Origin of the sequence: Pontibacillus chungwhensis (genome assembly GCF_030166655.1) — a bacterium.
Classification (GTDB): Bacteria; Bacillota; Bacilli; order Bacillales; family BH030062; genus Pontibacillus.
Genome location: NZ_CP126446.1, coordinates 1776351 through 1789534 on the forward strand (window position 1 = coordinate 1776351; position 13184 = coordinate 1789534).

Annotated in this window: 15 protein-coding genes; 10 read left to right on the forward strand and 5 right to left on the reverse strand. The window is 39.8% G+C overall.

Annotation, left to right across the window (positions count from 1 at the left end):
- Nucleotides 1-143: 143 nt before the first annotated feature.
- Nucleotides 144-779 (reverse strand): YktB family protein, encoded by a 636-nt coding sequence (locus QNI29_RS09210; protein ID WP_231416209.1) that lies wholly within the window; start codon nucleotides 777-779, stop codon nucleotides 144-146.
- Between the two features lie 189 nt (nucleotides 780-968).
- Here QNI29_RS09210 and QNI29_RS09215 point away from each other — a divergent pair, with 189 nt between their 5' ends.
- From QNI29_RS09215 to QNI29_RS09225, 3 genes are all read left to right on the forward strand, one after another.
- Nucleotides 969-1160: a hypothetical protein gene (locus QNI29_RS09215; protein ID WP_231416210.1), complete on the forward strand. Its 192-nt coding sequence runs from the start codon at nucleotides 969-971 to the stop codon at nucleotides 1158-1160.
- A gap of 208 nt (nucleotides 1161-1368) precedes the next feature.
- The gene (locus QNI29_RS09220) at nucleotides 1369-2175 is read left to right on the forward strand and encodes an inositol monophosphatase family protein (protein WP_231416211.1); all 807 of its coding nucleotides are present in this window, start codon (nucleotides 1369-1371) and stop codon (nucleotides 2173-2175) included.
- Between the two features lie 65 nt (nucleotides 2176-2240).
- Complete coding sequence (locus QNI29_RS09225) at nucleotides 2241-2810, forward strand: YczE/YyaS/YitT family protein (RefSeq protein WP_231416212.1); 570 nt, start codon at nucleotides 2241-2243, stop codon at nucleotides 2808-2810.
- A 39-nt stretch (nucleotides 2811-2849) separates the two neighbouring features.
- On the opposite strand, the gene QNI29_RS09230 is transcribed toward QNI29_RS09225, so the two are convergent.
- The gene (locus QNI29_RS09230) at nucleotides 2850-3032 is read right to left on the reverse strand and encodes a DUF5325 family protein (RefSeq protein WP_231416213.1); all 183 of its coding nucleotides are present in this window, start codon (nucleotides 3030-3032) and stop codon (nucleotides 2850-2852) included.
- 148 nt (nucleotides 3033-3180) lie between these two features.
- Between QNI29_RS09230 and QNI29_RS09235 the strand changes: the two genes are divergently transcribed.
- Nucleotides 3181-3561 carry a YlaH-like family protein gene (locus QNI29_RS09235; RefSeq protein WP_231416214.1) on the forward strand — a complete coding sequence of 127 codons (381 nt, stop codon included), beginning with the start codon at nucleotides 3181-3183 and terminating at the stop codon, nucleotides 3559-3561.
- Between the two features lie 37 nt (nucleotides 3562-3598).
- Here the strand turns inward: QNI29_RS09235 and QNI29_RS09240 are convergent, their stop codons facing one another.
- A complete protein-coding gene (locus QNI29_RS09240; RefSeq protein WP_231416215.1) occupies nucleotides 3599-3802 on the reverse strand; it encodes a YlaI family protein in 204 nt (67 codons plus the stop codon).
- A gap of 202 nt (nucleotides 3803-4004) precedes the next feature.
- Between QNI29_RS09240 and QNI29_RS09245 the strand changes: the two genes are divergently transcribed.
- Nucleotides 4005-4304 carry a hypothetical protein gene (locus QNI29_RS09245; RefSeq protein ID WP_231416216.1) on the forward strand — a complete coding sequence of 100 codons (300 nt, stop codon included), beginning with the start codon at nucleotides 4005-4007 and terminating at the stop codon, nucleotides 4302-4304.
- Between the two features lie 3 nt (nucleotides 4305-4307).
- On the opposite strand, the gene QNI29_RS09250 is transcribed toward QNI29_RS09245, so the two are convergent.
- Entirely contained in the window at nucleotides 4308-4913 is a 606-nt protein-coding gene (locus QNI29_RS09250; protein ID WP_231416217.1) for a YhcN/YlaJ family sporulation lipoprotein, read from the reverse strand.
- A 121-nt stretch (nucleotides 4914-5034) separates the two neighbouring features.
- Between QNI29_RS09250 and QNI29_RS09255 the strand changes: the two genes are divergently transcribed.
- Nucleotides 5035-6363: a PhoH family protein gene (locus tag QNI29_RS09255; RefSeq protein ID WP_231416218.1), complete on the forward strand. Its 1329-nt coding sequence runs from the start codon at nucleotides 5035-5037 to the stop codon at nucleotides 6361-6363.
- Between the two features lie 43 nt (nucleotides 6364-6406).
- Here QNI29_RS09255 and QNI29_RS09260 read toward each other — a convergent pair whose 3' ends face one another.
- A complete protein-coding gene (locus tag QNI29_RS09260; protein WP_231416219.1) occupies nucleotides 6407-6898 on the reverse strand; it encodes a hypothetical protein in 492 nt (163 codons plus the stop codon).
- Nucleotides 6899-6980: 82 nt separating this feature from the next.
- Here QNI29_RS09260 and glsA point away from each other — a divergent pair, with 82 nt between their 5' ends.
- From glsA to pyc, 4 genes are all read left to right on the forward strand, one after another.
- On the forward strand, nucleotides 6981-7913 hold the full coding sequence (glsA, locus tag QNI29_RS09265; RefSeq protein ID WP_231416220.1) for a glutaminase A: 933 nt from the start codon (nucleotides 6981-6983) through the stop codon (nucleotides 7911-7913).
- A gap of 100 nt (nucleotides 7914-8013) precedes the next feature.
- The gene (locus tag QNI29_RS09270) at nucleotides 8014-8295 is read left to right on the forward strand and encodes an Fpa/YlaN family protein (RefSeq protein WP_036780890.1); all 282 of its coding nucleotides are present in this window, start codon (nucleotides 8014-8016) and stop codon (nucleotides 8293-8295) included.
- Between the two features lie 209 nt (nucleotides 8296-8504).
- Nucleotides 8505-9749 (forward strand): putative lipid II flippase FtsW, encoded by a 1245-nt coding sequence (ftsW, locus tag QNI29_RS09275; protein ID WP_231416221.1) that lies wholly within the window; start codon nucleotides 8505-8507, stop codon nucleotides 9747-9749.
- Nucleotides 9716-13159, forward strand: a complete 3444-nt coding sequence (pyc, locus tag QNI29_RS09280; protein ID WP_231416222.1) for a pyruvate carboxylase — start codon at nucleotides 9716-9718, stop codon at nucleotides 13157-13159. Before ftsW ends, pyc begins: the two co-directional genes overlap by 34 nt.
- Nucleotides 13160-13184 lie beyond the last annotated feature (25 nt).

Sequence of the window (13184 nt, forward strand, 5' to 3'; positions counted from 1 at the left end):
TTATAACATATATCACGGTGCTAATCGTGTTCACAGGGATAATTTACATAAGTTTAATGCATAGATGCATGAAAAAACGCCTAAATCAGGCGTATGTTTGAAACTAATCAAAAGCTTTGACAACTTTCTGCTTCTTTAAACCTCTAACCAATTTCTTTTGTTAGCTGGTATAAATAAGAAAGGGTATTGAATGTTTCTTCACATTTATTTAAGAACGCATCCCGATCTTTAAGGATAACATCATTTCGGTCTATATGGATACCACAAAGAATCTCCGCTTTCTTTACTGAATGAAGACGGTCTAACAATTGCGTGAATTGTTCCTCACTAAAGTCTTTGTTCGGAGTCGCTGAAGGTTTAGTGTGATCTTTTGACCATACGAAATCCGCAGGGATATGATCTCGAACTTCCTCTTGGTGTTTTTTAAGTACGTGAGCATAATCTTCTTTTATAGGGCTTTCGTAAATCATAGCAAACCAAATAAACACATGGCTTTCCCACAATCCGATTTGAAAATGGGGAAGCTTTTTGTAGCCTCTTTTACTACTTGCAAGAGCTGCCCACGTGTCATTTGGTGGATTTGTTGTTCTTCTAGCGTGTTTCGCTACGTGTACGTGCATTTCATCACCTGTAAGAGCGGTTAAAGTGGGAGCTAGCTCTTCAGCAATGGCTTCTAATTTTGGCGATACCTCACTTTTTAATGCCTTCATACGATCTTCAAGTCCATCAATAGTGAAAACGTCAAAATCTTGTTCGGTAAATCCATTAAAATTTGTCATATTAGGACTCCTTTCTTTATTCATAGGCGATATACTTTAAAATTCTATCATAGATCTGTTCAAGGGCCTAACTGCACGGTTTAGGTTTAAATCGGGCGCTTTTTGGTTAAATAAAAGTAATAAAACATTTGTCATATCTAAAGGTTTTCACATATATATACTAAAAGAGCTCTCTAGGAGGAGTTAGGAATGAAACGAGTAATGGATAGCTTGCGTAAAAGGGAAGTGATGGAACGATTGCCTGTGGTAAAGATGGAGATCGATTACGAGCTAATGACATTATTTGAGGCAATGGAAGACCAGGATGAAGTGCAGGTAAAAGAGTCTAAAGAACGTTTAGAGCAATTAAGAAAAGAATGGATTCACCTTCAAGTTTCATAAACCTTTCAGGAACGAGTTTCCCGCTCGTTCTTTTTTACGTTTTCTGTTAAAGGGTTTTTAAGATCCAGATTACCCTTATCCAAAAAACTCTTCCTAACCCATTTCGGTACAAGTCATCAACGTCTTAATATAATGTGAAAAAGATGAAGGAATGCCAGAAATTTGATAGCATGGAAAAGACATAACTAATAGAAGGAGTTCGACTCGCATGAATGACCAACAAAAACAACTCATTTTTGATCAGGCTAAACAGTGGATTTTAGAAGCAGGAGAACGAATTCGAACCAAGATGCACGAACCATTTGTCATTGAGACCAAATCTACTCCGGATGATCTTGTAACAGAAATTGATCAGCAAACGGAACAGTTTTTCGCTAAAAACATTCGAGAAACCTATCCGGACCACCGAGTGCTTGGAGAAGAAGGATTCGGCGATGAATTAGAAGACCTAAATGGAGTGGTATGGATTGTAGATCCAATTGATGGAACGATGAATTTCGTTCATCAGAAGCAGAATTTCGCTATTTCGGTTGGGATTTATAAAGATGGAGTAGGAGAGATTGGATTTATATACGATGTGATGGGGGATGTTCTGTTCCAAGCAAAACGAGGAGAAGGGGCCTACAAAAATGATCAAAAGCTCGCTGAACTTTCCTCAGATGTTTTATTGGAACAATCTATTGTTGGACTGAATGCATTTTGGACAACGGAGAACCCTCGTGTCAACAAAGAGGGCATTCAAGAATTAGTTAGAAAAGTAAGAGGGACACGCTCTTATGGATCTGCTGCTCTAGAATTTGCCTATGTAGTAGAAGGGAATATGGATGCTTACGTAACGATGCGCTTAGCCCCTTGGGATGTGGCGGCTGGAATCGTCCTTTTAAATGAAGTAGGGGGTATAACCACCAAAGCTGATGGATCAGAAGTCAATATGCTTAAGACCAACTCCATTATAGCTTCAAATCGCGCGATTCATAGTGAGATCATTGATAAGCATATTGAATTAAAGAAATAAGCATGTTTATGTAGGGGGGATCTCGGGTGAAAAGAGTTTTGTTTTATTTTATAGGTTTATGAATCATGACACTTGGCATCAGTCTTACGATTATAGCTGATTTAGGGACGATGCCTTTTGATTCTTTAAATGTAGGGTTATCTGAGGCTGTTGGACTCTCAACAGGAAGCTGGGAAATTATTAACGGATTCTTGCTTGTGTGCTTGAATGCATTTTTATTGCGCGAGAAACCGGACTTGTTGGCTCTTGGAACTGCGGTTGTAACAGGAATCGGAATTGACTTTTGGCTTAGTGGGGTTTTTAGCAATCTGGAAGTTAGTCATGGATTGACGGCATACGTACTTCTGATAATAGGTATTCTTTTATTAGGCTTAGGAGTAGCGATGTATGTTCGTAGTCATTTTGCTTATAACCCGGTAGACGGAGCGATGATGGTCGTTCATAAGCTAACGGGCTTTAGTTTAGGGATGTCTAAAACGATTGTAAGTCTCGTTCTTTTAGTAATCTCTATACTAATCGGAGGGCCTGTAGGGGTCGGTACTGGTATTGCGATCCTATTAATTGGACCAACCGTGAACGTTTCTGAAAAAGCCCTCAATCGATTTACAAAAGCTCAAGTAACCTCTGATGTTTAAGGAGGGTCTTGAGCTTTTTTTCGTCGTTCTTTAATTATGTTAGGCCTGCTGATTTCGTTGCTTTCGCTTCACCATGAACCCAAATCCCATCACACAGAAACCTAATAATAGGAAAAAGATAGAAAAGATAATAGAACGGTAGCCAATTGCTACTCCAACTAACATAAAACAAAAGACAGCTAAAAGGGCTAAAAAGAATAGCGGGATGTTTAGATTTTTCATATGTTTCACCTCATGTTTGCATACTAGTTCCTAGTTTACCGCATTTTTAATCTTTTGAAAACGAATCCATTAAGAGGGTGGCAGGTGATGGGAAGATTTAGTATGATAGAAACAGATCTATGTTTCGAAAAAATAGGGGGAAGCACCAATGAAAGAAGCGAATAGTATTCTCCAAATTCCTAATGACCTTTCGCCAGTGGCGAGTTTTCTTTTTCGAGGGTTAGGTGGAGAGATTGACTTGAATAATGATAGTGAGGTAGCTCTTGCAATCAGGAGCGTATTGTTCTTATATTTGATTATTCTTGGATTAGCCATCGTAACGTATAAATTGGGATTTGCTAAAAAGTTACCGATCCTTAAGTCTGCTGTTATTTACGCCGTACTTGCGGCTGGTTGTACCATTTTAACGGTGCCACTAGGTTTATCTCTTCCTATAGCAGAAGGGTTATTCGTCTCATCACTAGTGTTAGGTGTTTATCGAGTTCGCTTACACAATGAGCGAAAAGGCCGAGAAACAGGAGCCTCTTAAATAGAAAAAAGCCTGCACAATGTGCAGGCTTTTTTCTTTATATTAAACTTTCGTCATTCTTCGGCTCTCTATACAATTTAAAATTGCCAGTTGCTTTTCTTTCATTTGTCTTTTTGCCAATACGATCATTGCAGGAGGGGCACATATACGTATGAATTCTTCTGTTACGCATACGCTTCGCTTGCAAAGAGTTTCCGTCAATCGATTGGACATCATCGCATAATACACATTTTACACGCATCGGTTTCACCTCAATTTTTCTCTCTTTGCTTTTGTATTATAACACGTTCATTCCTATTGTTCTAACAGATGTTCGAAAAATTGTAAGAAGTGGGGCCGTTTGGAACAATAATAAAACAAAAAAAGGTATAAAATATATAGGTTGTTTAGATATAACTTTTTATGGGAAAAGGTTTACTAGAACACGTTGAAAGGATGATAAGATGAAGAAACGTTGGATTTATTCTGCAGTCACAGCTGCTGGTGCAGGTGCTGCAATGTACGTACTTAGAGATGAGAAAAAACGTAATGAGTTAAAAGAACGTGCTAAATCATTAACCACTACTGTACAAAATTCTATCCAAAAAGAAGACGATCGTGATCTGCCTGTAGAAAAGGCTGGAGTGCCTGAATTTGATCATACTGAAAACACAAAGATGGTCGACGAAGGATCTCAATTTGGAGTTCAGTATTATAACGAATTACAAGAGAAAGAAAAAGAATTAGAAAAGCAAAACACCTAAATCTTAATCAGATTTAGGTGTTTTTTTGTCTTTATAATTGTTCGATTGATCGTCTTGAATTTGTTCAAGCTCTCTTTCCTTTTGGGCTGGCAATTTTTCTTTATCTTGGTCAGGTTCTGTCGGCTTCTTATCTGGGACTGGCACTTCAGGCATATATCTCCCTACAATGGCGGATAATTCATCTGTGATACCTTGAATGGGGTGCCCTTGCCTTATCTTTATACCCATTTGTTTGACGCGTTCATAACCATCAGCATCTGCTATAACGACGGCATCTTTACCGTAAGGATCTTTCTTTAATGCCTCTGCTACAGAATATTTAATGGCACCTACTCTTGATCTGTCTAGTGACTTGTCAACATCGATGGCCACGACTACATAAGGGCCGGCGACCACAGCTGTGGCTTTATGAACATCCGGGACTTCATTGGCAACGTTTGCTAGATGTTTGGAACGTTTACGATTACTCATCTTTTCCTTTGGAGCGGGATCAGAGTCTTGGACTTGGATGGTAGGGCTTTGGTTTTCTTGTTGAGGCAAGCTTTCTTGGTTATTGGATTGACAGGCGGTTAAGGCAATAGCTAAACCCACCACGATGATGAATTTCATAGTTCTCACTCCTTTATTTGTTGTTATATTTTGAAGTTCGTCTAACTTTATACATACAAGCATATAGTGGTACTAGGAAGCCTTGCCAAACAATGTAGACTAATTCTCAGGAGGCGGCTGAATGGACAAAATTTATGTGCTAGATACAAATGTTTTACTGCAAGATCCGAGATCAATTTATACCTTTGATCATCATGAAGTTGTCATTCCGGCTATTGTGCTGGAAGAAGTGGATTCGAAAAAACGTAATATGGATGAAGTTGGGCGGAATGCCAGGGAAGTTTCAAGAATTATGGACCGGTTACGAGTAATGGGGAAACTACATGAAGGAGTAAGGCTTGAAAGCGGCGGGAAACTTCGGGTTGAATTGAATCACAGGTCTTTTTCGAAGCTTGAAGAAGTGTTTATGGAGCGTACAAATGATAACCGGATTTTAGCGGTGACCCTCAATCTTCATCTTGAAGAGACAGAGAAGAATGAGGGAAGACAAGTCGTATTAGTTTCAAAAGATATGTTAATGCGCATTAAAGCAGATGCAATTGGCCTCGTGGCAGAGGATTTTCTTAGTGAAAGAGCTGTTAATGAAGACACAATTCTGAATGGATTTCAGGAGCTTTATGTAAACGAAGATGAGATTAACTTATTCTTTCAAACTGGAGAATTAACCCTGTCTAAAGAGTTGCTTGCTTCCTTGCATCCAAATGAATTTATGATTTTAAAAAACCGAGCCAATCCTTCTCATTCTGCTATCGGGATTGTAAAGCACCATGAAAGTGTTCTGCAGAAGTGCAGGTTTCAAAACGAACAAGCTTGGGGCATTAGGCCGAGAAATGCTCAACAAGTCATGGCGCTTGAATTGCTGTTGAGAAGAGACATTCCTCTAGTTACCATGATTGGAAAAGCTGGTACAGGTAAAACATTGCTTGCTTTAGCGGCGGGACTTATGCAAATTGAGGATTATGGTTTTTACAAGAAGCTCCTTGTTGCTCGTCCGATTGTACCTCTTGGTAAAGATTTAGGCTATTTGCCAGGGGAGAAAGAGGAGAAGTTAAGGCCGTGGATGCAACCTATTTACGACAATCTCGAATATTTGTTTGATGTAAAGAAACCAGGAGAACTAGATCAAATTCTATCAGGTATTGGTTCTATTCAAGTGGAAGCGTTAACGTATATACGAGGGAGAAGCATTCCGGAGCAATTAATCCTAATTGATGAAGCCCAAAATCTAACCAAACACGAAGTGAAGACAATCTTAACTAGAATAGGCGAAGGCAGTAAGGTCGTTCTGTTGGGTGATCCCCATCAAATCGATCATCCTTATTTAGATGAATTTAATAATGGTTTGATCCATGTAGTGGAAAAATTCAAGGATCAAAATTTAAGTGGTCATGTAAAATTAGTTAAAGGTGAGCGTTCTCCTTTAGCTCAATTATCAGCAGATTTCTTATAAAGAAAGACCCGGTCCTATAGAACCGGGTCTTTTTTGCTTGCTATTAATCGATGACGATTTTTTGAACCCCTTTTACAGGTTCGTCTTTGTTTGAACCATCTTGGAAATACACATGTACGGGGCCTTTTTGGTTTAAAGGCTTGCCATCTTGTGAAAATAAAAAGAGGGATTGATTTAATTCATCAAGAGTAATGGCTGTTTCGCCAGTATCAGTCACAAGTAAAGCTTTTTTAGCGTCGTTATTAATTTCAGCGTTTTTTAAAAAGTGATGAATGGGCATAACATAAGTACCCTCAAGGATCTTTTTCTTATCATAACGTGAAATGCTTTTATTTACAGGAGGATCAAGTTTCTGTTGGTATACTTCCCGGTCCCAGAACTGTGAAGCTTTCTTAATTTCATCTTCTTCAGATGCTTCTTTAGTGGTTTGAAATGTGAACGCTTCCTCAAAAGCTACTTTGCGGTCATCGAAAATCCAAACCGTAGGGTCTAGTGTTATGCTGTAGTTTACGTTTCCTGTTAATTGTATGATCAATGGTAGACCACCCTTCAATGTAAAAAGATTCTGAACCTAGTATAACGAACTTCATTCAATCATGCACTAAGGAGGTTTTTAAATGCAGAAAAAAGTGAACCAGGAAATGGTGGATGAATGGATAGAACATGTGCGGACATTTACGCAATTAGGAAAAGTGGCCGATTATATTCCGGCGCTAGAAAAACAAGATCGTGAAAACATTGCGATTGGTATTTATCACTTGGATGGAGAATGCGTAGGAGCAGGGAAGATTCAAAATACATTTACCATTCAAAGTATCTCAAAAGTATTAGCACTAGCGCTAGCTTTGATGGACCAGGGGGAGGATTATGTATTTGCCAGAGTAGGTAAAGAACCAAGTGGGGATCCGTTTCATTCCATTGCGAAGCTTGAAACCACTAACCCTTCCAAACCTTTAAACCCCATGATTAATGCCGGGGCTCTGGCTGTTACGAATATGATAGAAGGGGACACTCCAGACGAGAAAGTAGGTCGTTTACTCTCCTTTGTACACGAAATGACAAATGATCACAGTATAGGCTATGATCAAGAAATAGCGAATTCAGAATTTGAAACCGCTTATTTGAACCGATCTTTAGCTTTCTTCATGAAACAACATCATGTTATTGAGGGGTCTATTGAAGAGTTGTTAGACACATACACCAAACAGTGTGCCATTGAAGTGAATATTAAGCAGCTTGCACGAATTGGAGCTGTGTTTGCCAATGAAGGAAAAGATATGGAGTCTGGGCGTCAAATTATCCCTAAGCAACTAGCTCGCATTTGCAAAACCTTTATGGTGACTTGTGGAATGTATGATGCTTCTGGCTCTTTTGCGATTCGAGTTGGGATACCTGCTAAGAGTGGTGTGTCAGGAGCTGTGATGGGCTCTGTGAAAGACTTTGGAGGAATTGCGGTATTTGGCCCTGCTCTTGATGAAAAAGGGAACAGCGTGGTTGGAATGCAATTATTAGAGATGCTTTCAAGCCGATTAGAGCTATCAATTTTTTAGTACAAAAATCGATGTTATCTTTCTGAACTTTCCTTGCATTTTTGTCCCTTAACCTATAATATAAATAGAAGAAAGTCTGTTTTAATCGGAGGGGATTAACGTGTCATCAGAAGTCGCGATCGATCATCGCCAACAAGCCTACGCCCTTCTTAAGGCTGATGCGGATAAAATAGCAAAACTCATCAAAGTTCAGATGGATAACCTAACCATGCCGCAGTGTCCTCTATATGAAGAGGTTCTAGATACTCAAATGTTCGGACTATCACGAGAGATTGATTTCGCTGTCCGCTTGAATTTAATAAGGGAAGAGGATGGGAAGAAGCTTCTGGAGAATTTAGAACAAGAAATGAATGCTCTTCATGAAGCGTCTCAAAAGTCCTGAACAATAAACTCAAATTTCACCCCTCTGGTGAACATTTGAGTTTTTTTACTATCTAGGCAAAGAGTAGGAGGAAAAAGGAGGTGGGGATTGATATAAATGAGAAAGAGATTAATTATGAAAGATATTTTCCTTGCCAAGAAGGAATTTGGTGCTTTAATCTAGTAAAAAAATATAAGGGGTCAAAACCAATTACATAAGGATGGACAACAATGAAAAAATTATGGAAAAACTTTGATTTCACTTTAATCTTTACACCGCTGATCTTAACTGCTTTTGGAGTCGTTATGATTTATAGTGCATCAATGGTTTATGCCGTTGCGAAGTGGGGCTATTCTCCCGATCACTACTTAAATAAACAATTAGTGTGGTGTGCGATCGGAATGGTAGCTTTCGCTTTTACTGTATTTTTCCCCTATCAGAAATATCAAAAATGGATGCCAATTATTTTATTTGGTGTTGCCATTTTATTAGCTTTAGTATGGTCGCCTCTTGGCGATTATGTAAATGGTGCCTACTCTTGGCTTGTATTAGGACCTATTCGAATACAGCCAGCAGAACTAGCAAAAGTAGGTCTCATTATGTACCTCGCTTCTGCACTTGCGAAGAAGCAAGATCGATTATCCAGCTTTAAAAGGGGCGTAATACCACCCATGTTTATTACGTTTCTTATCCTTGGTTTAATCATTTGGCAGCCTGATGTGGGGACAGCTTCTATTATCGGACTTATTGCCGCTACTGTATTTTTGAGTGCAGGTATTCATCCAAAAATTATAGGGATGCTAACTGTACTAGGTGGGGCGTTGATTTCGATCTTTATACTAACCTCTGTCGTAACGGATTCCGAACGTGTTGCTCGCTTTACAGGGGCGTACGAACCGTTTTCGGATCCAGCAGATGATGGGTATCACTTAATTCAATCCTATATAGCCATTGGTACTGGTGGTTTAAGTGGGGACGGCTTAGGACAAGGTGTTCAAAAGCTTGGTTATCTTCTTGAGCCTCATACAGATTTTATTATGGCGGTTATTGCTGAAGAATTAGGCCTTTTGGGCGTATTGCTCGGCCTTGGTCTTTTAACGATTATTGTTCTTAGAGGTTTGTTTATAGCGAGAAAGTGTACAGACGCATTTGGCAGTCTTTTAGCCATAGGAATTTCTTCGATGGTAGGAATTCAAACGATTATTAATCTTGGCGCTGTTAGTGGACTTCTCCCTATTACAGGAGTTCCGCTGCCATTTGTAAGTTATGGAGGTTCTTCTTTAGTGGTCTTATTGGCCTCTATGGGAATTTTAAATAATATAGCTAGACAGGTACGAATGCAGGACCAACCAAAGGTTTATAACAAGACTGTAACAGAAGAAGATCATTCTGCTAATCAAGTACCTACATTACAACAAAGAAAAGCAAGGGGAGGAAGACAATGGGCGAACGAAAGAAAATCAATAAGGTATTAGTAGCGAATCGCGGTGAAATTGCGATCCGCGTATTCCGTGCATGTACGGAGTTAGATATCAGAACTGTAGCTGTATATTCGAAAGAGGATAGTGGATCCTATCACCGGTATAAGGCAGATGAAGCATATATTGTAGGCGAAGGGAAAAAGCCAATTGATGCCTACCTCGACATCGAAGGTATTATTGAAATTGCCAAAAGTGTAGGCGTTGATGCCATCCACCCTGGTTATGGTTTCTTGTCTGAAAATATTCATTTTGCTAGACGGTGTGAAGAAGAAGGCATTACGTTTATCGGACCGACTAGTGAACATTTAAATATGTTTGGCGATAAGGTGAAAGCAAGATACCAGGCCATACAGGCGGATATCCCTGTAATTCCTGGAACAGATGGTCCTGTTGCTGATATTGAAGAGGTAAAAGCGTTTGGGCGTCAACACGGCTATCCCATTATGATTAAAGCGGCCCTTGGAGGCGGTGGACGCGGTATGAGAATCGTCCGCAGTGAGGCGGCTCTTCAGGATGGATATGATCGGGCTCGTTCTGAAGCAAAAGCTGCTTTTGGAAATGATGATGTCTATGTAGAAAAGTTAGTAGAAAATCCAAAACATATAGAAGTTCAAATTCTTGGAGATGCCGATGGAAATATCGTTCATTTATATGAGCGTGACTGTTCTGTTCAGCGTCGACATCAAAAAGTAGTAGAAGTTGCTCCGAGCGTTTCCTTACATAATGACATTCGAGAGAGAATGTGTGAGGCTGCTGTTAAATTAATGGACAACGTTTCTTACTTAAATGCTGGAACTGTAGAGTTTTTAGTTTCTGGAGACGAATTTTTCTTTATCGAAGTAAATCCTCGTGTCCAAGTGGAGCATACCATCACTGAATTAATAACGGGAATCGATATCGTTCAAGCTCAAATTATGATTGCAGAAGGATATAACTTGTTTGAGAAACCGATTAATATTCCAAAGCAGGATGACATTCGTACCCACGGATATGCGATTCAGTCACGCGTCACAACAGAAGATCCGCTAAATAATTTCATGCCTGATACAGGAAAAATTATGGCTTATCGATCTGGTGGTGGATTTGGAGTGCGACTGGATGCAGGAAACGGATTTCAGGGTGCAGTCATCTCCCCGTATTATGATTCCTTGCTCGTAAAAGTTTCCACATGGGCATTAAGCTTTGACCAAGCGGCTCATAAGATGGTGCGTAATTTGCGAGAATTTAGAATCAGGGGTATTAAGACGAATATTCCGTTCCTTGAGAACGTAATCTTGCATAATAATTTCCTGTCAGGTGAATACAACACAACATTTATTGATCAGTCACCTGAACTGTTTGTTTTCCCTAAACGTAAGGACAGGGGAACAAAAATGCTTTCATACATTGGTGCTACAACGGTTAATGGTTTTGAAGGCACCTCCCATCGGAAGAAACCAGCCTTACCAAGACCACGAGAGCCTGTTGTAAAACATTCAGAACCTTTCCCGTCTGGGACTAAGCAATTGCTTGACGAACAAGGTCCTGAGGCTGTTGCGGAATGGCTTAAGAATCGAAAAGAAGTTCTATATACAGATACTACATTCAGAGACGCTCACCAATCTTTATTGGCAACCCGTGTCAGAGGGAAAGACCTTGAACATATCGCGGAACCAACAGCACGTTTGCTGCCTAACTTATTCTCAGTAGAGATGTGGGGCGGGGCTACCTTTGATGTATCCTATCGATTCTTAAAAGAAGATCCTTGGAAGCGATTATTGAACATGCGTGAAAAAATGCCAAATATGCTATTCCAAATGTTACTTCGTGCAAGTAATGCGGTCGGATATAAGAACTATCCTGATAATGTAATTAAAGAATTTGTAGAAAAGAGTGCTCAAGCAGGAATCGATGTATTCCGTATCTTCGACAGCTTGAACTGGGTAGAAGGTATGAAGTTAGCTATTGAAGCTGTTAGAGAAACAGGCAAGATTGCAGAAGCAGCCATGTGTTATACCGGGGATATATTAGATCCATCACGCCCTAAATATGATCTTGCTTATTACACAAGCCTTGCAAAAGAGTTAGAAGAAGCGGGTGCACATATCCTAGCCATTAAAGACATGGCAGGAGTCATGAAACCGGAGGCTGCTTATCAACTTATTTCTGCTTTAAAAGAAACGGTTACGATCCCAATCCATCTACACACTCATGATACAAGTGGAAATGGGATATTCACATACGCTCGTGCGATTGAGGCCGGCGTAGATGTGGTGGACGTGGCTGCAAGTACGATGGCGGGATTAACCTCACAGCCTAGTGCGAGTAGTTTATACTATGCTTTAGAAGGAAACGAACGCAAGCCTGACATTGATGTTCAAGCTTATGAAGAATTAGGACACTATTGGCAGGATATAAGAAAGTATTATCAGGACTTTGAAAGTGGCATGATGGCTCCTCACTCTGAGGTGTATGAGCATGAAATGCCAGGAGGGCAGTACAGTAATCTTCAACAACAAGCGAAAGCGGTAGGCCTTGAATCACGATGGGATGAAGTAAAACACATGTATCGTCGTGTAAATGACATGTTCGGAGATATTGTAAAAGTAACCCCTTCGTCTAAGGTAGTAGGGGATATGGCTCTCTTTATGGTTCAAAATGATTTAACAGAAGATGACATATATGAAAAAGGTGAATCAATCGATTTCCCTGATTCTGTTCTGGAATTCTTCCAAGGCTACCTGGGTCAGCCATACCAGGGCTTCCCACAGGAGCTTCAACGTATCATCTTAAAAGGGAAAGAACCTCTATCAGTTCGACCGGGAGAACTCCTAGAACCTGTTGATTTTAAAGATCTAAAAGAAAATCTATTCCAAAAACTAGATCGACAAGTAACAAGCTTCGATATGATCAGCTATGCTCTTTACCCTAAAGTTTTCATGGACTATCACCAGTTTTACGAGCAATACGGAGATATGTCGGTATTAGATACTCTGACTTTCTTCTATGGTATGAGACTAGGCGAAGAGATTGAGGTTGAGATTGAACAAGGTAAAACGCTGATTGTGAAACTTGTTTCCATTGGTGAAGCCCAACCTGATGCTACTAGGGTTGTATATTTTGAACTAAATGGACAACCTCGTGAAGTAGTGATAAAGGACCAAAACATTAAAGCATCTGTTGAGGCGCGTCCTCAAGTAGATAAACAAAATCCAAAACATATTGGTGCCACGATGCCTGGTACGGTAGTGAATGTTATTTCTAATAAAGGAGAAACCGTGAAGAAAGGGGACCATCTCATGATTACAGAAGCCATGAAGATGGAAACGACGGTTCAAGCTCCGTTTGATGGTAAGATTAAAGATATTTATGTTAAAAACGGAGAAGCCATCCATGTTGGAGATCTCCTAATTGAATTTGAATAAATCATAATAAAAAGTCCGTAGGGAT

What these genes read in the sequence shown, in the direction of transcription:
- QNI29_RS09210 (WP_231416209.1), bottom strand. Translation starts at nt 779, where the DNA reads ATGACAAATTTTAATGGATTTACCGAACAAGATTTTGACGTTTTCACT.
- QNI29_RS09215 (WP_231416210.1), top strand. Translation starts at nt 969, where the DNA reads ATGAAACGAGTAATGGATAGCTTGCGTAAAAGGGAAGTGATGGAACGA.
- QNI29_RS09220 (WP_231416211.1), top strand. Translation starts at nt 1,369, where the DNA reads ATGAATGACCAACAAAAACAACTCATTTTTGATCAGGCTAAACAGTGG.
- QNI29_RS09225 (WP_231416212.1), top strand. Translation starts at nt 2,241, where the DNA reads ATGACACTTGGCATCAGTCTTACGATTATAGCTGATTTAGGGACGATG.
- QNI29_RS09230 (WP_231416213.1), bottom strand. Translation starts at nt 3,032, where the DNA reads ATGAAAAATCTAAACATCCCGCTATTCTTTTTAGCCCTTTTAGCTGTC.
- QNI29_RS09235 (WP_231416214.1), top strand. Translation starts at nt 3,181, where the DNA reads ATGAAAGAAGCGAATAGTATTCTCCAAATTCCTAATGACCTTTCGCCA.
- QNI29_RS09240 (WP_231416215.1), bottom strand. Translation starts at nt 3,802, where the DNA reads ATGCGTGTAAAATGTGTATTATGCGATGATGTCCAATCGATTGACGGA.
- QNI29_RS09245 (WP_231416216.1), top strand. Translation starts at nt 4,005, where the DNA reads ATGAAGAAACGTTGGATTTATTCTGCAGTCACAGCTGCTGGTGCAGGT.
- QNI29_RS09250 (WP_231416217.1), bottom strand. Translation starts at nt 4,913, where the DNA reads ATGAAATTCATCATCGTGGTGGGTTTAGCTATTGCCTTAACCGCCTGT.
- QNI29_RS09255 (WP_231416218.1), top strand. Translation starts at nt 5,035, where the DNA reads ATGGACAAAATTTATGTGCTAGATACAAATGTTTTACTGCAAGATCCG.
- glsA (WP_231416220.1), top strand. Translation starts at nt 6,981, where the DNA reads ATGCAGAAAAAAGTGAACCAGGAAATGGTGGATGAATGGATAGAACAT.
- ftsW (WP_231416221.1), top strand. Translation starts at nt 8,505, where the DNA reads ATGAAAAAATTATGGAAAAACTTTGATTTCACTTTAATCTTTACACCG.
- pyc (WP_231416222.1), top strand. Translation starts at nt 9,716, where the DNA reads ATGGGCGAACGAAAGAAAATCAATAAGGTATTAGTAGCGAATCGCGGT.